The following is a 21,783-nucleotide window of genomic DNA, read 5'->3' on the forward strand; positions in this document are numbered from 1 at the left end:
ACTTAGGATGCACAATTACGGTTAGCTCACTAAATTCTGCTTGATATTATGTTGTGTTTTACGCACTTTCATAAAGAGTTCACACTTTTTAAACATTTGGGGATCGCTCTTGGTAACTACTTATTATGAGATATTACTATTTTTGGCAACATCCCATATGACTATGGATAAATACCTACTACAAAAAATTTCCACCCGCAAGACCAAAATGGAACAAATACGCTCTCGTCGTCAGGCTGAATTTCTTGAAAAATCAACCCTAGGCTAGGAGCAGAAGGCTCTGTGGACGACATACAGCGCATTGTTGGTACATGAAGTACAATGTTCTTGTCTAAAAGCTAGACTAAGAGCCGTTTTGACTTCGGGCTCAGGAATTGGTGCTGTATGCGTCCCAAGCAAAAGTGTTACAGTTTTCCAGGCAGCGTGGCATTAAATTTTAGCAAATCATCCATAGGATAGATACCTTTTAACACCATTATCTTGAGAAGACAAATCTGCTGCTGATACACAGGGGCGGAATATCATCAAACATTGATAAGATCATCCAAAAACGCAAAGACGCAAAAGCTTTCTCAGCACCTTTGCGTCTTTAGACGAAATTTAAATTTAGGGACAGCAATTGTGTTGACTACGCGGCTGCTGTTACTCTTTTGCTGTGCGAGCAAACCACTCCTGGTATGTTTTCTGGTGTTCTTGATCTTCTACCAGAATTGTGACTCGCACCGCTTTGCATCCATGATTTCGCTCAAGGGCGATCGCATTTAAAAGTAAGCTAGCTATTTTAGGGGAGCTAAATTCACCACTCACGGTTAAACCGCCATCAAAATTAGCAAATGCAGGTCTTTCTCCTTCAATCACCCCTTCTGGTGTTTGGGCTTGAGTCAAATTAAGACCAGAAATTTCTTCTTGTCCCAAATCTATTTCTGCAAGCTGTTTGCGTTCTGGGCTAACTTGTTCTACTATCAGTTTCTCGCGCCTGATGGGAACTTGTACTATTTCAGTTTCAATCTCTTTACGAACAATTACCTCGCCAATTTTACGCTTGGTGCGGTCAATGACTAATCGTTCTCCTAGCAAACGAATAATTTCTTCTACTGAATCTATGTGGACATCGGTAGCATTTGTTACTGACGTGAGTACTGAGTCTTGTGTATTTGCTTCTGGAGCGTTTGAATTTTGTTCCATTTCACTGACTTGGCTTTCTCTTTGTATATATTCAGGTAAATATTCTATTTGTTCTATTTGTGATTTATCCACGTTTATAAAAATTTGTTTAATTTGTGAATCAATTTTTTCAACTACCTTACTACTTAATAGAAACAATTGATCCTTTACCTGATTATCCGAGTCAGATACCACAAAGTTTAACTGACGATTGCCATCTATGATTAAATCTTGAACCTCACCTACTACCTGAGCTTGCCTATCAATGACAGCATAATTTTTCACTTTTGCCCTCAAAGTTTCTAGCAAGGCGCTAATTCTTGTGATTTTACTTGCCTTTTCATTGTTTATAGCAAATGTTTTGTAAGTCATTGTTAGCACTTAGTAACTGCTTACCCTAAAATTCTAAAATAATTTATCCATTTATTTATCCATTTATTTATAAATAAATGGGAAATAGAGACGCGTAAGCCTTGCTCTACTCTTAGGTGAGGCAATTGCGCGTCTCTACATTGATGAAACTGAACTAAAAGGCTCTTCGAGTTCTTTTAGAGAAGATTTTTGCTTTCAGCCGCACAAATTTGTCTATCTGCGGGCGGCTGGTCAGGCAACTACGAGGTTTGATTTAGCGTTCATCAATGGGAAGACCAGGAGCATTCACATCCAATTCTTCACGGCGAATTGTTTCTTGAGCCTCAACGGTGTCGTGGTCTACAACTTTCCGGACTCTGACTTCTTCACGCACAAATGCTTCTTTGCGAACGTCAGCTGTTTCTTCGTAGATTTCCACACGAGCAACTTCTCCTTCACGGAAGTTAGCTTCGCCAGGAGCAACTGCTCTACCAGCATCGGCTGGAGTGACTCGCTCAACAACGACTCGTTCTTTTTCTACTGGAACCGCAACTCGCGCAGTTTCAGTTTCAATATGCTTGCCAATCGCTACTTCTCCAGCTTTTTGGCGTCTCTTATTGGCAATGAGCCGTTCTTCGTATAGTTTCAGGGTTTGATTATTCTGCTCGTTCAATTGGAACAGAGACGGCTCGTGCTCGTAATTGTAGGTATTACGGTCGTAAGTGGAAGTTGTTGCTGCTGGATAAGCTGCACCCGCTAAAGGAGCCGATGCTTCTAGAGGAGCTGATGCTTCCAGAGAAGCTGATGTATCTACAGGTCGGTTTCCGGGGGTGCGATAGACACCGCGTACGCGCTCTTCGTAGTCGTAATCAACGGTATCACGCTCGTTGAACTCTGGTAAATTTTCAGCTTGTTCTCTGGTCAACCCAAGCGCAAAAACACGATCAAGGTTATAGTCGATGCGAGAACGACCAACTGGTAAAAGAACTTTCTTACCAAAAATCCAGAAACCTAAGTCAACAACTAGATAACGGAAACGACCTTCTTCATCTACCAAAACATCACTAACTGTACCAATTTTTTCGTCGTTTACTTCTGTGTAGACGCCCAGCCCCTTGACATCAGTACCTTGAAAACTATCTTTGTAGTTTGGATCGAAATCTGCAATTTTGTGTAAAGCCATGCTATTTTCCCCTCAAAGTCTTTGTATCTCCTACCAACTACTTTAAAGATTTTCCCGGCTATGCTCCATCTCCCTAACGAATGACTTAAAATCTATTATTAATGCTCAATAGTGGTAGTTATTTTTGATTTTTGTATAGTTCATGTTTTCTTCACTTTTTCTTAGTCGTGCCAGCAATATCAGATATTTTTGACATCAAAAAGAAACACAGGCAAAAGATGTATGTTTACCCTTTTGCCTGTATTATTTTACAGTCAATTTTTAATTGAGATTTTTTTGGCTAAGCAATTTAAAGACGATCATTTGCAGCCGTATCAACTTGGTTTATGGGCAAATCCCCTTGAGTATTAATATCTAACTCTTCCCGACGAATTGTTTCTTCTGCTTCAACTGTATCCCTATCAACCACTTTTCTGACGCGGACTTCCTCACGCACAAACGCCTCTTTGTGAATTTCAGGCGTTTCTTCATAGATTTCTATGCGTGCTATTTCCCCTTCTTGAAACTGAAGTTCGCTAGGATTGACTGCTCTCCCTGCATCTGTAGGGTTAATTCGCTCAATAACAACTCGCTCTCTTTCAATTGGTACAGAAACTCGTGCTGTTTCTGTTTCAATGTGCTTACCAACTGCTACTTCCCCTGTCTTGACACGGCTTTTGCTGGCTACGAGACGTTCTTCATACAGTTTGAAAGTTTGATGGTTCTCCTCATTCAAATTGTATAAGGATGCATCTTGTTGATAATTGTACGTATCGCGATTGTAAGCAACGTCACTTGATATTGGACGATACGCGCCGCGTACCTGCTCTTCATAATCGTAATCAACGGTTATGTTGTCTCTATACTCAGGCAAACGTTGCACTTGCTCTTTGCTGAGTCCATCAACAAAAACGCGGTGCTGATTATAATCAATACGGGAAAGACCAATCGGTAATAATATTCTTTTATCAGAAGAATCATATTGAGTGTCTATAACCAGATAGCGAAAACGACCATCTGCATCAACGAGCACATCGGCAACTGAGCCAATTTTTACATTGCCTTCTGTATATAAATCTAAAGTTCTGATATCGTCACCACCAAAAGTTTCTCTATAGTTTGGATCAAAGTCTGCAAGTTTGTAGAGAGGCATAATCTTGTCTTTACATTTAAGAACATCTATTCTTTACAGTAGAAATAGATTTGATGATTGCCATCTCGCTGGCGACTTAATTTTTGTAATGAATCATCGTTGATTAGTCATCATTCTTAAGTTGGTAGACTATTGATGGAAGACGAAATCACTCATTATATACTTCTAAAGATAGAATTTAACTTGCGTTTAGCTTCTTATGATTTTCATGGGATATCTCTATGGTAGGGTGTTAAAGTTAGTCAATACGGATTAAGACAGAAATTGATTTTCTAAAAGGTAGAGAAGTTCAGACGATTGTGATTTCGACTACTAATTCAAAATTTTAACTCTAAAAGAAAACCTCATAAAAATGTCTGGTCAATCTTGGTTATCACAGCTCAAACAACACAAAGTTATTGCAGTTATCCGCGCTCCAGAGGTCTCATTGACACGCCAATTGGCTTTAGCTGTGGCATCTGGAGGAATGCAATTGATTGAAATTACTTGGAATAGTGCTGGTGCGACTGAATTGATCGCGCAACTCAGGGTCGAATTACCTAACTGTACTATTGGAACTGGTACGCTGCTGAATCTAGAGCAAATGCGGGAAGCAATTGCTGCAGGGGCACAATTTCTCTTCACTCCCCACGTTGATCCAGTGATGATTAAAGCAGCACTCGATATAGGCGTACCTATCATACCAGGAGCGCTCTCCCAACAGAAATGGTTACGGCTTGGTCTAGTGGCGCAACCTGTGTCAAGGTGTTTTCCGTGGAAGCGGTAGGAGGCGTAAGGTATATAAAAAGTTTGCGAGGACCATTGGGTCATATTCCCTTAATTCCGACAGGGGGTGTGACTTTAGAAAATGCCAAGGAATTTTTACAAGCAGGAGCAGCAGCAGTTGGTTTGAGTAGTCAGTTGTTTCCCAAAGAGTTTGTAGATACTGGAAACTGGGAGGCGATCGCTCAAAAAGCACAAAACCTGATCCAAAAAATTAGTTAGTTAGTGATATTAATGCTTAACCCTCTTTTATTACTCTCGTCAGATTAAATTTGAAACCCTATTTTTAGGTTAGTCCGCGCAGGCGGACTTTGTTTGTGTGCCGTAAACTCCGCACCTGTGCCTCAATTATTTTCTCTCCAGAGTCATAGAACGTTCAAAATCCCCTCAACTCCCCGAATGCATGGGGGGTTGAGGGATCTAGCCTTATCTCAAGCGTATTGGTTTATAACCCCTAGTGGGTCTTGCGCCAGGTTCTTTAATTAGGATGAAATCAGACAAAACGCCCTATATTGTCGGAATAAACTGGGAAGTATAGGAGAAAGCGAAAGCTTTCCCTAAACACTGCTATTTGAGTACATATGTTATGAAAAGTCTAATTTCTCCTGTATGGATGCGTCCTGTGAAGCTATTGCTGACTGGGACAGCACTGAGCTTGAATATTTTTTTTGCTGCTTCAAATGAGGTTTGGGCGCAATCCAAAAGCCAGACAATTAAAGAACAAATACAGACGCTACAAAAATCTGATCAGCGTTGGATTCAAATTGACCTTTCAGACCAACGCTTAGTAGCTTGGGAAGGAGGCAAACGTCTTTATGCAATCATGGTTTCCACAGGTAAGAAATCCACCCCAACTCTCACTGGTGTTTTTCAAATTCAATCCAAGCTCAAGTCTACTCGAATGCAGGGTACAGACTATGATATTCCGGACGTTCCACATACTATGTATTACAGTGGAAACTATGCAATTCACGGTGCATATTGGCATCAAAAATTTGGCACACCGATTAGCCACGGTTGTGTCAATCTGCCTCCCAAGCAGGCTAAGCGGCTATTTAACTGGGCGTCGATAGGAACACCAGTGGTGGTGCAAAGGTAGGTAAAACAGTGAACAGTGAACAGTGAACAGTGACCAGTTAATCCCCATCAATCTTCTTGAGGGGCTTTGTATAAGGACGCCGTATTTCTCGTACTACGTATCTCGTTTGGACATTTTTCTGCATACTACCATGTTTAAAAAACAGGGGCTTGTACCAAACAAGATTTTTACTGCGCTTCCTTGGTAACTCGGCACTGCGGGTACTGATTCGGTCATGGGTTATGGCGGTTCGGCGGTTGAGTCAAGTACAGCAGCACAGACCTAACCCCCAACCCCCTTCCTTACCAGGATACTGCTGGCGAATCAGGAGTGCGACCCCTGATCAGAGTAAGGGAGATGAGCAAAATGCAACTTTTAGCAGGATGATACAAAAAGTTGAGTTGGAGAGTTGCATTTGCATATGACACTGCATCCAAGGAACCATTGGGGAGTACCAGAACAAACGGCACGAGTGGCGCGCGCAGTGCCGAGTGCGGGCGGCACTGCGCTGCCCGTGAGCGGTCTTTGTGCCCGTACTCGGCACCGCCAAATAAGCGCGTAGCGTTCCCCAGTTGCGTCACTTTCCCCCCTACACGGATATGTATTAGAGGGTCACACCCCTGATTCGCCAGCAGTATCCTTGTAGGGAAGCGGGGTTGGGGGGTTAGGTTTCTTGGCGTAGTCTAAGGGACTTCCAATTAAAAAAATCTCCAATTTGTAGTACTCTCCAAAACAATGGTGGGTTAGGGCGCAATCCAAGTCCTGCATGTAAAACCTCAACTGCTGTGCGCCGTCAGCCCCCCTACAGAATGGATAATTTATTTTTTGGTACTCCCAACAGCAAAATTGCTGTAGTGCGATCGCCACAAAACCACACCCCAATTTTGTCTTGTGCCAAAACTTCCCCTCCCCGCAAGCGGGGAGGGGTTAGGGGTGGGGTTCTAGGTTTTAGCGTAGACGCCCGGATCGCAAGGTACTAATGATTAACCACAGCCCTAGCAAACTGGCGACGGCAAACAACACATTGCTTAAAAAAGACAGTTGAGGTGTCCGTGCGTTGCTAGAGATAATTGCTGCACCCATAATCAGCGAACCAACCAAGATGCTGAAAGAAAGACGATTGGCAGCATCATCTGTTGTGCGCCGCAAACCATCTAAACCACGCACTGAGATATTCCACTGTAGAGTTTCCGAGGTAATTCGGTCGAGCAGCAACTCTATCTGGCGAGGAGATTGTAAAGTGAGACTTTTAAGATCCAGCGCTGTTCTGAGAAGCGATCGCACAGGACTATCCCCAAACAGTTGTCGGCGAAACAAGTCTGTTAGCAATGGCTGAATTTCATCGATAAAGTTGACTTCTGGGTTAAATCCCCGCGCTACCCCCTCTAAATTAGCTAGGGTTTTGGCGTATAAGCCCATGTTACTGGGCAAGCGAATTTTATTGTTGCGGGCAACTTGCAGAAGTTCATAGATGATTTGACTGAAATTCATCTGCGACACGCTCAGGTTGTAATACTTTCGCAGCATCCGGTCATAATCATTTTCCAGCTGAACCATAATCACTGGCTGTGTAGACTCCGCTAGCTGCAAAGTTAACTGAGCGCACCGTTGAGCATCTAGATCCACAATTGCCAATAACATTTCGGTCAATATCTGTTGCGTGCGGGGATCAAGTCGTCCCACCATGCCGCAGTCTAACAAAGCAACCCGACCATCTTTGAGATAAAATAAATTCCCTGGATGCGGATCGGCGTGGAAAAAGCCATCAATGTACAGTTGCTGAAAGAAAGCACGGAATAGTAGCGTGGTAATTGCTTTGCGCTTCTCCGCAGGGTCTTGACCGTTGTTGTCACTGCTGAGATCCCCCATCAGCAGAGGAACCCCGTCCAGCCACTCCATCACCATTAATTTTGGTGTGGTCAAATCCCAGTAAATTTCCGCTACGACTAACTGTGTGGGATCAAACCAGCGACTTTCGGATAAATTGCGTCGCAACTGGTCGGTGAAACCTGCTTCTCGTGTAAAATCTAACTCTGCTTCCAGCGCCTTGGTAAATTCTTCGGCGATGGATTTGATTTCATAAGTCTGCCCAAATTCAGTACGGGCAACTAAATCGGCAATACCTTGAATTAAAGCGATATCTTGAGCAACAGTGATATCAATTCCTGGACGTTGCACCTTAAGAGCAACTTCGCGACCATCTGCGAGTGTCGCTTTGTGTGTCTGGGCAATAGAACCAGCTGCTACTGCGATCGCATTTACTGTGGCGAAGGTTTCTTCTAAAGGGCGTTTGAGTTGTTTGCGAATCAGAACTTCTATTTCTGCCCAAGGAACTGGAGGCACTTCGTCTTGCAGCGTTGACAGTTCTTCTATGTATGCTGCGCTCAGGAGGTCTGGACGGGTAGACATTAACTGACCGAGTTTGACGTAGACTGGTCCTAAATCTACCAATATGTTTTTTAAAACAGCAGGTGTAGGTAGCTGGGGTTCATCGGCTTTACCTCCGGTGAGGAGTCGTCGCATATAGTCCCAGCCATTGCGAAGTAGAACTTCAATAATTTCTCTTTGACGAGGAACAGTTTGGGTTATAAACATAATTTTAATGAACCGCAGAGGCAACCGAGAGTGCAACAGAAAAACGAACAGAGGGATTAGAGAGCTAAGCAGCAGCGAATGATGATGCAGCGCAAGTCATTGGTACTGCTGTTAGCTTTTAAGATTTTGCTTGCTTCCGCACAATGTTAAATCTTTATAAAGACGATTTTACAACTTTTGTCAAGTTTTGTTTGCTCAGCATCCGTTTGACATCATTTGAGCAGAAATCCCCACCGTGTAGACGATGGGGACACGAAAATCTTTTGCTCGCAAAAATATGCTTTTGATAGGCAATAATGCGGTTTATTGCCATGCCCTTGGCTAGAAGCTGATAACTAATGATTTGCATAATTGTTCAAATGAAATACGAGACAGAAAAGTTATACTGGTAAATTCACCTTTTATGCCTCTGCCAAGGGTTTAAGTTCTAAAGCAAGTTCGTAAATCGGGGATCACTCTGCAAGGTTTTGAGGACTTGCTTAATTTCTTGGGTACGGTCTTTTTTGACTATGAGGGTAACGTTGCGATCGCGCACAATTACGACATCATCTAACCCAATGGTAACAATGACATCTTCTTCATTTGTCGAGTAAACGATAGACCCCTGGGTATCAAGCCCTACGTGAGTAGCCAATTCGACATTGGGAGTGCCTTCTTTTTTCAGCAAACGCTCAATCGCATTCCAATCACCTAAATCATCCCAGCCAAATTCTGCTGGCAAGACATACGCTATATCTGTCTTTTCCATTAAGGCATAGTCTATACTCTTCTTAGGTAGCTCTGGGTAGATTTGCGAACCGTGTTTTTCTATCGGTTCGATAATTTCCGGAGCGTGTATGTGCAGTTCCTTAAGAACAATGCCCGCCCGAAAAATAAACATCCCGCTATTCCAGCTAAAGCGTCTCGTAGAGAGAAAATTTTCTGCCGTTTCACGGTCAGGCTTTTCAGTAAATCTATTGACGTGGTAAGCTGGCAAGTCATTAAAATTACCAACCTTTTCCCCTTGTTCAATGTAGCCGTAACCAGTTGATGCAAAAGTTGGCTTGATCCCCAGTGTCACAATTGCTGCTTGAGTTGCCGCAAGTTCTGTAGCTGCATTTATTGTGCGTGCAAATGCTTCTTGGTCTGCTATCCAGTGGTCAGCAGGGAAAAAGCCGATAATAGCCTCATCTCCGTAACGCTTTTGAATTTCCAAAGTTGTCCAAGCAACCGCAGCAGCAGTGTCCCTTCCCTGTGACTCGACGAGTAGGTTATCAAATGGCAGTTCAGGCAGTTGTTCTCGCACTCCTTCAGCTATCTGACCAGAAGTGATGACCCACAAGTTCTTCCAACCGCCTACAAGTGTCAGCAGTCGGTCAGCAGTTGCTTGCAGAAGACTTCTATTGCTGCCATCAAGATTCAAAAATTGCTTGGGTCGATTTTGGCGGCTTAGGGGCCAAAAACGCTCACCTTTACCACCAGCAAGGATGACAGGGAACAACGTTCTAGTCATTGTGTCATAAAAACTTACTAAAGAACACTACAAGTGTACTGTCAACGACCTCTAGTTGAGTGTATTCCCCAGGCTCTAAAAGGCAAGGGCTTGTAGTTGACTCTAGTTGACCAGTCAGAGGAAATGACACAGAGACACACAAAAAAGAGTGAAGGGCTAACAACTCTAAATTATATAAACCAATACGGTTCAGTTAGTGGAGTTTAGTTTTGTTAAGATCCCCCAACCCCCTTAAAAAGGGGGCTTAGTTCCCTCCTTTTTAAGGAGGGCTAGGGAGGATCAATCCTTAACTGAACTGTATTGTTGTATAAACGCCATCCGAGGGGCTTCTTGTAGGGTAGGAAGAAAATTTTAAACTTTATACTTCAGACTTCAAGTGATCTTGTTAACTGGCAAGATTTGTGTCTTGCATTAACATTACCTTTAGGGAGTGGATGAGTGGGGAGAGCATAGTGGTTAAACAAGTCGCAGGTCAAGAAAACCAGGACACATCTCAAGAAATTCAACAATCACCGAATGGGGTGATAACAAAAAAGCAAGAAAATGTTTCCCGTAACTTCGTAGAGTCTACGGGTTCGATTCCCAGCCAGCTTTACCACAGGCTAGGGTTAGCCATGCCTCGATGGCTATTTTGGATACTGACAATTGTTGTAGGGATCACTTTGTCAGGCTTGCTGGTATCGAGTTTGGCACTTTGGACTCCACTTTGGAGTGACATGGACCGAACAGATGAAGAATTGGGATTGGATGGGAAAGAGCAAAAAACACCATTGCCTGGGGAGTTGTGGAGTAACATTTCACAATATCAACTCACCCGACCAATGAATATTTTGGTGATGGGCGTTGAACCAGTACCCAGGAGTGTAAATGGTTCTCCGGAAAGTTTTGCAGGTCATAGCGATACGATACTGTTGATACGAGTTAACCCAAGTAACAAAACAATCCGGGTGCTTTCGATCCCCAGAGATACGATGACAGCTATTCCAGAAAAAGGATTAACTAAGGTATCTGATGCGAATGCCCAAGGTGGTCATGTTTTGGCAGCACGCGTCATCAGTCGTACTTTAAATAATGCACCTATTGACCGCTACATTCGTATATCTACTAGTGGGTTGCGACAGATGGTGGATCAGTTGGGTGGAGTAGAGGTCTTTGTTCCCAAACCAATGGTTAATAAAGACTCTGGCGAAAAATTTTCGATTAACTTAGTTAACGGCTGGCAAACTCTCAATGGCGAGCAAGCAGAACAATTTGTGCGCTACCGTGAACCAGGAATGGGGGATCTCGAAAGAGTACAGCGACAGCAAGCACTACTGATGGCATTGCGCTCTCGCCTAGATAGTCCAACAGTCTTACCCAGGTTACCTCAACTCGTCCGCATTATGCGAAAGCATTTCGACACCAACCTGAAGTTGGAAGAAATGATGGCGCTGGTTAACTTTGGCTTAAACGTTAGGCGAGATAGTTTCCAAATGACCATACTACCTGGTATTTTCAGCCGTTTAAGCCAAGACCCCAATAGCTATTGGCTAGATCTGACTGGGCGAGTGGATTTACTTGAGGACTATGCTGGGGTGACAATATCTGGTATGAAATCAAGTGCGAAACCGATATCCAGCCTCAAAATTGCTATTCAAAATGCTTCCAATAAACCCGAGCTAACTCAAAAAGTTATCAACTCTCTTAAACAGAAAGGTTTTACTAAAGTTTACGCTATACCTGATTGGGCTGACAGCAGACGCCGAACCCAGATTATTGTCCAGAAAGGCAACAGACAAGCAGGAGAAGAACTACAAAAATTATTAGGCGTTGGTTATACCCAGGTTGCTGCGATTGGGGATCTAGAATCTGACATTACCATTCGTATTGGTCAAGATTGGAAGTAGTCATTAGTCATTAGTCATTAGTCATTAGTCATTAGGGTATTCCAACAAATAAATTATCCAATGAGAGTCGGGTGGGCTTCTGGTTCCCCCAGTTTATAGGAGGGACCAGAAGCATCCCACAAGAAAAAGTTGGATATTTTTTTATTTGGAAGTCTCTTAGTCTTTTGACTAATGACTAATGGCACAGGACAAAGGGCAAGCTTATGAAAAAAATCTTACTTCGTATATTGGGATTGATTGTAGTTTGGGTTCTTGCTTGGTTATGGGTGCTGCTTTACGCCAGTCCAGCTTATGCTTAAGCAAAAACAATCAATGACAACAATTATGGCAATCGAACACACTTTGTCGTAGCGACTTCAATAGCTTTTTCAATTTCCTCAGGACTGGGAGGATGGGAAAGACTGCGTATTTCTTCCTCGTTTATTTTTAATAAATGTACTTTAAATCAACTGATGCTCTTTGCTGATAGTTTTGAGAAAAGTATTTGCAATGCAACAAAATTACGTGTATTTCCAAAATCAACGTTAATAATGGATACTCACTCACACCCCTATACCCCTAATTTTGTCAAAAATACCCTGACAAAGTCCTAAATTTCAGGTTAAATGTTTCCAGATATGCGCGTTGAGAAAGTTGTCAGGTATTATTTGTGACAAAAGAACAAAAAGCCTCTCGTTCTTTAGCTGGAATTGCTGGGATTATCGCCGTTGCGACGTTAATAAGCAAAGTTTTTGGGTTGGTACGCGAACAAGCGATCGCCGCTGCTTTTGGTGCGGGGGCTATTGTCGATGCTTATAACTTCGCCTACATGATCCCCAGTTTCCTGCTGATATTACTAGGTGGTGTAAATGGACCATTCCACAGTGCGATCGTCAGCGTCTTAGCCAAGCGCAAGCAAGAAGAAGCCGCCCCCTTGGTGGAAACAATTACAACGCTTGTGGGTGGTTTGCTCGTCTTAGTGACTATTTTCCTGGTAATATTTGCCCCTAACCTGATTGACTTAATAGCACCAGGTTTAGATACGGTTCCTAATGGAGCATTAATAAAAGCAAATGCGATCGTGCAACTCAGGATCATGGCACCGATCGCAGTTTTAGCAGGACTGATTGGTATTGGCTTTGGTACTCTCAACACAGCTAATCAATACTGGCTACTTTCCCTTAGCCCCTTATTTTCCAGCATTATTCTCATTATTGGGCTTGGTATCCTTGCTCTGCAATTAGGTAACAAAATTAGCTCACCTCAATATGCCATTTTAGGTGGAATGGTATTAGCTGGAGGTACCCTAGCGGGAGCGTTCCTACAATGGTTGATTCAGCAAATTGCCCAAGCACGAGCAGGCTTAGGTACATTTCGCCTGCGATTTAATTTTAAGCAGCCAGGGGTCAACGATGTACTGAAAATTATGGCACCAGCAACCTTTTCCTCTGGAATGTTGCAAATTAACCTTTACACTGATATGTATTTCGCATCCTTCATCCCCTCTGCTCCTTCTGGATTGCGTTATTCCAATATCTTGGTGCAAACTCCTTTAGGTATTATCTCTAATATTATATTGCTACCTTTGTTACCAGTATTTGCGCGACTTGCCGAGCCAGATAATTGGCCGGAGCTAAAATTGCGAATTCGTCAGGGACTGATACTTACTGCCCTTACCATGCTACCAATGGGAGCGCTGATGGTAGTGCTGTCTGTCCCCATTGTGCGAGTCGTCTATGAGCGCGGTGCTTTTACGCAAGCAGATTCAGGGCTAGTTTCCTCCATACTAGTTGCTTCGGGCATTGGAATGTTTGTCTACTTGGGGCGAGATGTTTTGGTGCGGGTGTTTTATGCTTTGGGTGATGGCGAAACACCATTTCGGATCAGCGTTATTAACATCTTGTTCAACGCCTTGCTAGATTGGATTTTCTTTAAACCTTTTGGCGCTCCTGGTTTGGTGCTAGCAACAGTTGGAGTGAATTGCATCTCAGTATTGATGCTATTGTGGTTGCTTGATCGCAGGCTGAATGGTTTACCTTGGCGAGAGTGGAGTTTGCCAATTCTAGGTTTGACTGCTGCTAGCATGGTAGCTGGAGCCGCAAGCTATGGAACTCTTGAGGTTTTGCAGAAGTTTTTAGGTACAAATGGTTTACTCATTCAACTGTTGCAATTATCTATTGCTGGTTTAGTTGGCATCGGCGTTTTTGCTGTGATTGCCGCATGGATGAAATTACCAGAAGTCAATCTTTTTGTATCTCGTTTGCGTCAGCGCTTTTTAAAAAAATAAATCAAATTAGTATATGCCACATATTATATCTTAACTATTTTGGTGTAGGCTCACCTAACTGGGTGAAACAGTTTCATCCAGTTGGATAACCTAAGTGCATGAAGGTGAATTTTGTCAAAAAAGGGATTCTAGTACTAGAGACTATTGATTGCACATAATTCTAGTAACGAGAAACCTATGAAACTTGCAAAATTGTTAACTTCTACACTTGCTGTTGCTTCAGTTGTCCTTTCCGCTGGTATTGCTTCGGCTCAAACTGCTCCAACAACAGCTACAACTCAAGAAGCCGCAACACGTGGTATGAACGGTAGCTATCTTGGTGCTGGTGCTTCTGCTGGCGTGACCAATGGCGGACGAGACAATGATGCAGCTTTATTCGGTGGAAATATTCAAGGACGATACGCCATTCCTAATGCGCCTGTTTCACTTCGCGGTTCTGTTCTGTTTGGTGGTGATTCTACCGCAGCTATGCCGTTGTTAACTTACGATGCACCGATCGCTAAAAACACCAACGTTTACATCGGCGGTGGTTACTCCTTCCAGACGGACGAAGGTAAAGCAAGCCAGTTGGGAAATCAGAATGCACCTGTCTTAACCCTTGGTGCTGAATCAGAAGTTGCTAAGAACGTCGTTGTGTATGGTGATGCCAAGTGGGGCATTGACGCCTACAAGGCCAGTGATGCTGACGCCGTCAGCTTGCAAACAGGAGTTGGGTTCCGCTTCTAATCCTTCAGAGACTCCGCCACATAAAGAAGGATTCTAATGCGAAACCAAATGCACGGGAGCGGTGAAGCTTTTCCTCTGATTTTAGGAGCTTCACCGCTCCTTATTTGTTGCAGCAAGAGAACACAACTATAAGGTAACTATTAGAACTGTCACTGGGACGATTCATTATGATTCATCCTGAAGTCCGACTGCTAGTAACTACAGAATTTTTAGGGCTTTATCCCTATTTTTTTGCATACTCCGATAGCTTCATGGCAATCTTGTGTTTCCATGAACCCAGTCTAGCACATCTGCTATTGCTTGCTAATATTTGCTAATACTTTTTGCAACTTATTTCAATACTACAATACGGTTCAGTTGGGAGCATCCCAAATGTGTAAATTTATTTTATTTTGTAGTGCGGGCATCTTGCCCGCTTTCAATTGAAGTAGGGAGCTTTCCGGCTCCCACTACCATTGTTTTTGCATGCATTGGGATGCTCCCGTTCAGTTAAGGATTGTTGATGAAGATTCCCCACATCTAGAGACGTTGCGTGTAAGTCCAGCGCTATTGGTAGGGTTTCCCGGAGCAGGCGACTGGCGATCGCCTCAGCGTTCTGATTGAAAAAACATCAGAATCTCTTTGCTAAGAAGATTCCTAATTCTATACTAATAAACCCTAATATCGCACTACCACACCAATAAAGTATTGCAGCTAGGTACTTTTGAGTCCGTAACAAATTTGAAGTATCTAAAGCATAAGTGGAAAATGTAGTGTAAGAACCTAAAAAGCCTACTGCAACTAACAGATTTAACTGAGGAAAAATTGCTAGCTTTGATGTGAGGGTAATAAAAAAGCCCATCAAAAAAGCGCCAGTTATGTTGATGAAAAAAGTTCCATAAGGAAATGCCGTCCCTAACCAACGCGCAAAAAAGATAGTCAGGTAATAACGACTCAGCGCACCTGAAACTGCTCCCAAACTGATTGCGATGAGAGCGTAAGTTGCAGAGTTCATACAAGTCAGTAACCGCCAAAGGATTTGTTAGTTCAGCCATGTTTTAGCTGAATGGCTAATGGACATTCTACAAATACGACCAAATAATGATAATTTTGTCAATACCTACAAATCGCGTAAGTCCCCCAATACGGTTCGGTTAGCTTGTTTATCACGCCCTAAAAAAGGGGGTTATTTTCCTTCTACCCCCAATTTATCGGGGATCGCCCTTAGGCGGGGCGATCTTATCCGAACCGTATTGGAGCGCCTGCGGGAATACAACATTATTTTTTTACCGGAGATGGTGCTAATAGGGGGTGCAGGGGGAAACAAAAAGGCTTATCACCAACGGTATTGCGCTATGTATCTAAAATTTTCTTCATCACTTGAATTTATAAATTTGAATAAAAATAATATTTGATTTTCTCAGCTGACCTATTTAAAGTAAACATTAAGCATCTTATTGATAGTTGCAATTAAAGCACAGCCACGGAAGTCAAATGAAAAAACCAAATTTAAAAAACCTCACTCATTGGGTTCTAGCAGCAGTATTCCTAGTACTTGTAGCGGGATTTTCTCTGCTTGACCAACCCAACGCTACTGCTCAATCACTCACACCATCGGTATCTACACAATCCACAGAGACTCCAATCATATCTCCAGCATTGCCAACAGAGTCTGTAACAGCAAACATTAGACGTTTACTAGAAACCAAAGAATGTGTCGGGTGTAACCTAATTGGGGCACACTTAAAAGGGGCAAACCTGCAAGCGGCAAACTTGGAAGGTGCGAACTTGCAAGGTGCGGACTTAGAAAAGGCTAACTTACAGTCAACAAATCTGCTAGCGGCAAACCTTCAAGGAGCAGACTTAGGTAAGGCAAACATAGCCAGAGCAAATTTGCAAAGAGCGAACCTATTTGACGCAGACTTAGAAAAGGCAAATCTAACAGATGCGAACATAGAAGGAGCAAACCTACAGGGGGCTGATTTGGAAGGAGTAATAAGACCCCAAGGATTGATCACTCAGTAATGAAAAGTGCGTAGCTGTCGCGCTACCTTTCCAAAAAATCTACAACCTTTCGTTTCCCCCTGATAACCCCATTGCCAAACCTGGCAGTGGGGGTTTTGGTTTGTTTGAACAATCACTAGAAGACCTTAAAGAGGCAACAGCGCCCCAGGTAACAGACTGTAATCAACCGGACTTGATATTATAAGAAGCCGGGGTCTGGAGACATCAAGGTTTATTATCATTAATCCAAAACTATTGAGAATCCTGCTCTGGAAAAAGCCAGGCTGTTTCGTGGTTTGAGGACGAACCGTGAAAAGTCGGTCATCCAACCTCTGAGACACCCAGCCGCCGTAGTAGGTGTTTTCCAGTACATAAAGATTTGTAAATTCACTACTAATATTTGGTAGATTGACAGAGAGGATACATCTTTCTGATAAGTTTTTCTGTATTCAAGATGTGGCAAAGGGTAAAGCGGAGAATTTGAAATATCCTTGTTGTCCGCTTTGGTAAGGAAACTGAGAATACTTTTTAAAACTTAACAATGTCACGATAACTTCACAAACTTAGTATAAAGAATTGACAGCATAAGGGAAATACAGTCAACAATAACCATAGCTAAAGCTAGAGTTACGCTAACCTATGCAGCCAATTCGCACTTTTAATGTCTCCCCTTCACTACCGCAGCGACTTGAGCCGCTACGGAAGTTGGCATATAACTTGCACTGGGATTGGAACGTTGAGACGAAAGATTTATTCCGTCGCTTAGACCCCGACTTGTGGGAATCTAGCCGTCACAACCCAGTTTTGATGCTTGGTACCATTAGCCAAGCGCGTTTGTTGGAAGTTGTGGAAGATGAAGGCTTCCTGGCGCAAATGGATCGCTCTGCTCGTCAGTTAGAGGATTATTTGCAAGAGCGTACTTGGTACCAAAAACAGCGGGGTCAAAAGCAAAAAGAATACTACGCCTATTTCTCGGCTGAGTTTGGGCTTGTAGATTGTTTGCCCATCTACTCTGGAGGTTTGGGAGTTCTCGCTGGGGATCACCTCAAATCTGCTAGTGACTTGGGGTTGCCCTTAGTTGGTGTGGGCTTACTGTATCAACAAGGTTATTTTGCTCAATATTTAAACGCCGATGGTTGGCAGCAGGAACGCTACCCAATCAACGACTTTTATAATATGCCTTTGCACCTGGAACGCAATCCTGATGGTTCGGAATTACGCATTGCGGTAGATTATCCAGGACGCATCGTATATGCAAGGGTTTGGCGCGTACAGGTGGGATCGGTGCCTCTGTATATGCTAGACACTAACATTGAACCGAATAACGGTTACGACCAGGACATCACAGACCAGCTTTACGGTGGCGACATCGATATGCGTATCCACCAAGAAATCATGCTGGGGATCGGTGGTGTCCAAATGCTAAAAGCGCTAGGGTATAATGTCACTGCCTATCACATGAATGAAGGTCATGCGGCTTTCTCTGCCCTAGAACGTATCCGCATCCTGATTCAGGAAGAGGGGCTAAGTTATACCGAAGCCAGACAAGTAGTCGCTTCTAGTAATATCTTTACTACTCACACGCCAGTACCAGCGGGAATTGACTTGTTCTCCCCAGACAAAGTGTTGCACTACCTGGGACGCTATGCTGAAATTTTTGGCTTGAATAAAGACCAATTTTTGAGCTTGGGGCGTGAAAATACTGGTGATTTGTCTGGACCTTTCAGTATGGCGGTGCTAGCGCTGAAAACGGCGACATTTTCTAACGGCGTAGCGCAGCTGCATGGTGTGGTTTCGCGGCAGATGTTTAAGGGTTTGTGGCAGAATGTGCCAGTAGAGGAAGTGCCGATTACCGCAATTACTAACGGCGTTCATGCCCGCTCTTGTGTCTCTAAATCGACTCAGGAGTTGTACGATCGCTACTTAGGACCAAGCTGGTCATCAGCAGCAACCGATAACCCGTTATGGGAACGGATGGACGCCATCCCCGATGAGGAGTTGTGGCGCAATCACGAACGCTGTCGTTTGGACATGGTTTTGTACGTTCGCGAACGTTTGGTGAAACATTTGCGAGATCGTGGTGCTTCTCCCTCAGAAATTGCCTCTGCACAAGAAGTTCTCGACCCAAAGGTTCTCACTATCGGCTTTGCCCGTCGCTTTGCGACCTACAAACGTGCCACCCTATGGATGCGGGATGTTGAGCGAATCAGGCGGCTTTTGTTAGCTAATAAAGACCGTAAGTTACAGTTTGTCATCTCTGGTAAAGCACATCCTAAGGATATTCCAGGTAAAGAACTTATCCGTGATATCAATCACTTTATTAAAGAACAAGGCTTGGAAAAGCAGATAGTGTTTGTTCCTAACTACGACATTCATATAGCCCGATTAATGGTGGCGGGCTGCGATGTTTGGTTAAATAATCCCCGGCGTCCACGAGAAGCCTCCGGTACCAGTGGTATGAAGGCGGCTATGAATGGTTTGCCGAATTTAAGCGTACTAGATGGCTGGTGGGATGAAGCTGATTATGTCCGTACCGGTTGGGCGATCGGACACGGGGAAATGTATGATGACCCCGATTACCAAGATGAGATAGAGGCGAATGCCCTGTACGATATCCTAGAAAAGGAAGTCGTGCCTTTATTCTACGACCGAGATGTCGATGGTTTGCCTCGCCGCTGGATTGACAAAATGAAGGATGCAATCCAGTTAAATTGTCCCTTCTTTAATACGGCGCGGATGGTGCGAGAATATGCAGAGCGGGCTTATTTCCCAGCAAGCGATCGCTACCACACTCTCACTGTCGATAACTACGCCCCAGCTAAAGAATTAGCTCATTGGAAAGATAACCTTACCGCCCACTGGTACGACATCAAAATCAAAGATGTGAACGTATCTTCAGATGCAGATATTAAGGTTAATCAAACCGTCAACGTCAAAGCCAAGATTGACTTGGCAACTTTGACGAACGATGATGTGCAGGTGGAACTTTACCAAGGTGCTATTGATGCCAGTGGCGATATTATCAACGGTGTACCTGTGGTGATGGATTACCAAGGCGAGGATAAGGACGGATTGAGTATTTACACGGCTGACGTCGTGTATAATACCTCTGGTTTGCAAGGCTTGTCCTTGCGCGTGGTGCCAAAACACAAACACCTCTCTAGTCCTTATGAGCCAAGGCTGATTGTTTGGGCGCAGTAACAGTGCAGCGCAACCTGTAGAGACGCAACCTGTAGAGACGCGTCATGGCGCGTCTCTACAAGTTTGATTGGGGGATGACAATGTAGCCAGTAGTGCGATCGCCAAGTACCAGGTTACGTTGTTCTCCCCAATACCACCAGTATGCTGCTACATAAGCACAGATGAGGCTATCTAGTTTGTCTTCGGCTTCTTTGAGGGCTGCGCCTGTGGTGGGAATTTCGGGAAGGAAGGAACCACAGAGGCGCACAGAACACAGAGGAGGATGGAGGGTGGGTAAGATTTCTGTAATGTAATTGTAGAGTTTGATCAGTTCTAAGCGGCGATCGCTAAGGCGTCCTTTTTTATATTTCAGGATGCGTTCTAACCCAAATAATTGAACTATGGCTGGATGAGGAAAGACTTCTATTTGATATCTACCGGGTTTTTGCGGTTCGATGGTTGGTGCGTGAGTGAAACCACGCGATTCTAATTCTAAGCCAAATTTTACTGTCCGTTCTGCAAAGGGTAAGCCAAGATTTGCCGGGTAGCAACCAGCGTGATATTTGCCAAAGTGTTTGTGAGTGAGTTTGTCGGGTAGGCGGCTCCCGGTAGCGTTGGGGATGAGAGTGGGTGCGTCTACGGCGATGATGGCGGGTTCGTGTGATGTCACGCAGGTATCAATCCAGGTGAGGATATCTGCAATCAGTTCCTTGCGGTCTAAGTCTTGTATTTGGAGTTTTCCATCGATTAATTGTAAGTAGCATAAGCCGCTGGGTTGGGATTTCCACCCTAAGTCAATTCCGAGAAATTTCATTGTTGAATTAATAAGATAAGCTATTAAACAAGAGACTATCGTACTTTTGATTAGAAATTATGACTGACACTTCTTTCTTTGATGAGTCTAGAGAACAGTCCTCAATTAAAGCTGAAATAGTTGCTAAATACTTTTGGACTTGGGCAAAGATAATGATCCCACGAACACAAAAAAAGCAGCAAAAAATTGCTTATTATATTGATTGATTCTGTGGTCTAGGTCGCTACAAAGATGGCTCTAAATCTTGTAATAACTCATACACAAGAAAAGTCATGTCTTACAAAAACTACACTGCCGACATATTAGAGGATGTTTGAAAAGTTTTTAGAGGTTAAAAATTATGCTAATCGCTGAACCATAGTGCGTATCATGGCAAGATAAATAAAAGTCTCGGATGTTGCGGGCAATAACTCATAGTCTCGAACTAATCGGCGACATCCCATCAGCTTTCCCATAAGTTCGCTCTACAACCCAACGTTTTTTGAGCAAGACAAAACCTTTAGCCTCTTGCGAGCGCAACACAACCTGTACAATCCAACGGCAAAAATTCATCACCCACTGCATGAAAGGTTCGTAATCATTGCCACCATCTACCCAGATAGTAGTCAAACGAGATACCTTTTGATTGGACTGTTTGACCGGATGCGCGAACTTGTTTTCCTCCTTCTCGTTCACCAACATTGGCTGCGGTAACTAAAACCCTCAAAACCAATCCCAAGGTATCGACGGTCATAAATCGCTTACGTCCTTTGATCTTTTTACCTGCATCAAAACCAACTGACTGGCTCACCATTGCTGCGCTTTTAACACTTTGACTGTCAATGATTGCCTCGGATGGACGCTTGTTGACGTTGATGTTCTATGCGAACCCAAACTCTTACGACTATCGTGGATTTTTAGCCAAGTCGCGTCTTTACGCCAATTGCGAAAGTATGTATAGACCGTTTGCCAGGCAGGAAAATCTCCTGGTAGCGATCGCCATCTGACTCCTTCTACCAAAATGTAGAAAATCGCGCCATCGAACCTCCCACATATCAACTTCACGCTTTCGACCACCCGGTTTCGCTTCCGGAATTAGGTCACTCATCAATTTATATTGTGCCAGGGTTAGGTTGCTGGGGTAAGCTTTACTCATACCACTCTCTCGGTGCTGTTTAGTATCTATACGAGC

At 43.6% G+C, this 21,783-nt stretch carries 17 protein-coding genes and 2 pseudogenes; 10 read left to right on the forward strand and 9 right to left on the reverse strand.

The genetic code is table 11. The features are described from left to right. Positions 1 to 642 precede the first annotated feature (642 nt). The 3 genes from V5G28_RS05000 to V5G28_RS05010 form a co-directional block, all read right to left on the reverse strand. Complete coding sequence (locus V5G28_RS05000) at positions 643 to 1,536, reverse strand: DUF2382 domain-containing protein (RefSeq protein WP_332990060.1); 894 nt, start codon at positions 1,534 to 1,536, stop codon at positions 643 to 645. A gap of 253 nt (positions 1,537 to 1,789) precedes the next feature. Then, positions 1,790 to 2,698, reverse strand: coding sequence for a DUF2382 domain-containing protein (locus tag V5G28_RS05005; protein ID WP_332990062.1), 909 nt, complete (start codon positions 2,696 to 2,698; stop codon positions 1,790 to 1,792). Between the two features lie 289 nt (positions 2,699 to 2,987). Beyond that, positions 2,988 to 3,830 (reverse strand): DUF2382 domain-containing protein, encoded by an 843-nt coding sequence (locus V5G28_RS05010; RefSeq protein WP_332990065.1) that lies wholly within the window; start codon positions 3,828 to 3,830, stop codon positions 2,988 to 2,990. Between the two features lie 352 nt (positions 3,831 to 4,182). Between V5G28_RS05010 and V5G28_RS05015 the strand changes: the two are divergent. Next, positions 4,183 to 4,814, forward strand: a pseudogene (locus V5G28_RS05015) (bifunctional 4-hydroxy-2-oxoglutarate aldolase/2-dehydro-3-deoxy-phosphogluconate aldolase). Between the two features lie 364 nt (positions 4,815 to 5,178). Further along, positions 5,179 to 5,691, forward strand: a complete 513-nt coding sequence (locus V5G28_RS05020) for a L,D-transpeptidase (protein WP_332990067.1) — start codon at positions 5,179 to 5,181, stop codon at positions 5,689 to 5,691. 281 nt (positions 5,692 to 5,972) lie between these two features. Here the strand turns inward: V5G28_RS05020 and V5G28_RS05025 are convergent, their stop codons facing one another. The 3 genes from V5G28_RS05025 to V5G28_RS05035 all read right to left on the reverse strand — a co-directional run bounded on the left by V5G28_RS05025 (position 5,973) and on the right by V5G28_RS05035 (position 9,757). Further along, complete coding sequence (locus V5G28_RS05025) at positions 5,973 to 6,251, reverse strand: hypothetical protein (RefSeq protein WP_332990069.1); 279 nt, start codon at positions 6,249 to 6,251, stop codon at positions 5,973 to 5,975. Between the two features lie 367 nt (positions 6,252 to 6,618). Beyond that, positions 6,619 to 8,265, reverse strand: coding sequence for an ABC1 kinase family protein (locus tag V5G28_RS05030; RefSeq protein ID WP_332990071.1), 1,647 nt, complete (start codon positions 8,263 to 8,265; stop codon positions 6,619 to 6,621). A gap of 427 nt (positions 8,266 to 8,692) precedes the next feature. After that, a complete protein-coding gene (locus V5G28_RS05035; protein WP_332990076.1) occupies positions 8,693 to 9,757 on the reverse strand; it encodes a mannose-1-phosphate guanylyltransferase in 1,065 nt (354 codons plus the stop codon). A 452-nt stretch (positions 9,758 to 10,209) separates the two neighbouring features. Here V5G28_RS05035 and V5G28_RS05040 point away from each other — a divergent pair, with 452 nt between their 5' ends. The 4 genes from V5G28_RS05040 to V5G28_RS05055 all read left to right on the forward strand — a co-directional run bounded on the left by V5G28_RS05040 (position 10,210) and on the right by V5G28_RS05055 (position 15,238). Beyond that, on the forward strand, positions 10,210 to 11,643 hold the full coding sequence (locus tag V5G28_RS05040; protein WP_332990077.1) for an LCP family protein: 1,434 nt from the start codon (positions 10,210 to 10,212) through the stop codon (positions 11,641 to 11,643). Positions 11,644 to 12,292: 649 nt separating this feature from the next. Further along, positions 12,293 to 13,909, forward strand: coding sequence for a murein biosynthesis integral membrane protein MurJ (gene murJ, locus V5G28_RS05045; protein WP_336229802.1), 1,617 nt, complete (start codon positions 12,293 to 12,295; stop codon positions 13,907 to 13,909). A 177-nt stretch (positions 13,910 to 14,086) separates the two neighbouring features. After that, a complete protein-coding gene (locus tag V5G28_RS05050; RefSeq protein ID WP_096565241.1) occupies positions 14,087 to 14,635 on the forward strand; it encodes an outer membrane beta-barrel protein in 549 nt (182 codons plus the stop codon). A 465-nt stretch (positions 14,636 to 15,100) separates the two neighbouring features. After that, on the forward strand, positions 15,101 to 15,238 hold the full coding sequence (locus V5G28_RS05055) for a hypothetical protein (protein ID WP_332990081.1): 138 nt from the start codon (positions 15,101 to 15,103) through the stop codon (positions 15,236 to 15,238). Positions 15,239 to 15,245: 7 nt separating this feature from the next. Here V5G28_RS05055 and crcB read toward each other — a convergent pair whose 3' ends face one another. Beyond that, a complete protein-coding gene (gene crcB, locus V5G28_RS05060) occupies positions 15,246 to 15,629 on the reverse strand; it encodes a fluoride efflux transporter CrcB (RefSeq protein WP_332990083.1) in 384 nt (127 codons plus the stop codon). A gap of 58 nt (positions 15,630 to 15,687) precedes the next feature. Between crcB and V5G28_RS05065 the strand changes: the two genes are divergently transcribed. From V5G28_RS05065 to glgP, 3 genes are all read left to right on the forward strand, one after another. Beyond that, positions 15,688 to 16,029 (forward strand): hypothetical protein, encoded by a 342-nt coding sequence (locus V5G28_RS05065; RefSeq protein ID WP_336229804.1) that lies wholly within the window; start codon positions 15,688 to 15,690, stop codon positions 16,027 to 16,029. Between the two features lie 79 nt (positions 16,030 to 16,108). Beyond that, the gene (locus V5G28_RS05070) at positions 16,109 to 16,639 is read left to right on the forward strand and encodes a pentapeptide repeat-containing protein (protein WP_332990085.1); all 531 of its coding nucleotides are present in this window, start codon (positions 16,109 to 16,111) and stop codon (positions 16,637 to 16,639) included. Between the two features lie 618 nt (positions 16,640 to 17,257). Further along, positions 17,258 to 19,819, forward strand: coding sequence for an alpha-glucan family phosphorylase (glgP, locus tag V5G28_RS05075; RefSeq protein WP_332990087.1), 2,562 nt, complete (start codon positions 17,258 to 17,260; stop codon positions 19,817 to 19,819). Positions 19,820 to 19,874: 55 nt separating this feature from the next. Here glgP and V5G28_RS05080 read toward each other — a convergent pair whose 3' ends face one another. Beyond that, positions 19,875 to 20,612, reverse strand: coding sequence for a DUF429 domain-containing protein (locus V5G28_RS05080; RefSeq protein WP_332990090.1), 738 nt, complete (start codon positions 20,610 to 20,612; stop codon positions 19,875 to 19,877). Positions 20,613 to 20,671: 59 nt separating this feature from the next. On the opposite strand from V5G28_RS05080, the gene V5G28_RS05085 reads away from it, so the two are divergent. Continuing rightward, on the forward strand, positions 20,672 to 20,818 hold the full coding sequence (locus V5G28_RS05085; RefSeq protein WP_158054977.1) for a hypothetical protein: 147 nt from the start codon (positions 20,672 to 20,674) through the stop codon (positions 20,816 to 20,818). Positions 20,819 to 20,950: 132 nt separating this feature from the next. Here the strand turns inward: V5G28_RS05085 and V5G28_RS05090 are convergent. Beyond that, positions 20,951 to 21,747: pseudogene (locus V5G28_RS05090) on the reverse strand (IS5 family transposase). Positions 21,748 to 21,783: the final 36 nt, after the last annotated feature.

It is taken from the genome of Scytonema sp. PRP1 (assembly GCF_036697665.2).
Taxonomy (GTDB): Bacteria; Cyanobacteriota; Cyanobacteriia; order Cyanobacteriales; family Nostocaceae; genus Kalymmatonema; species Kalymmatonema gypsitolerans.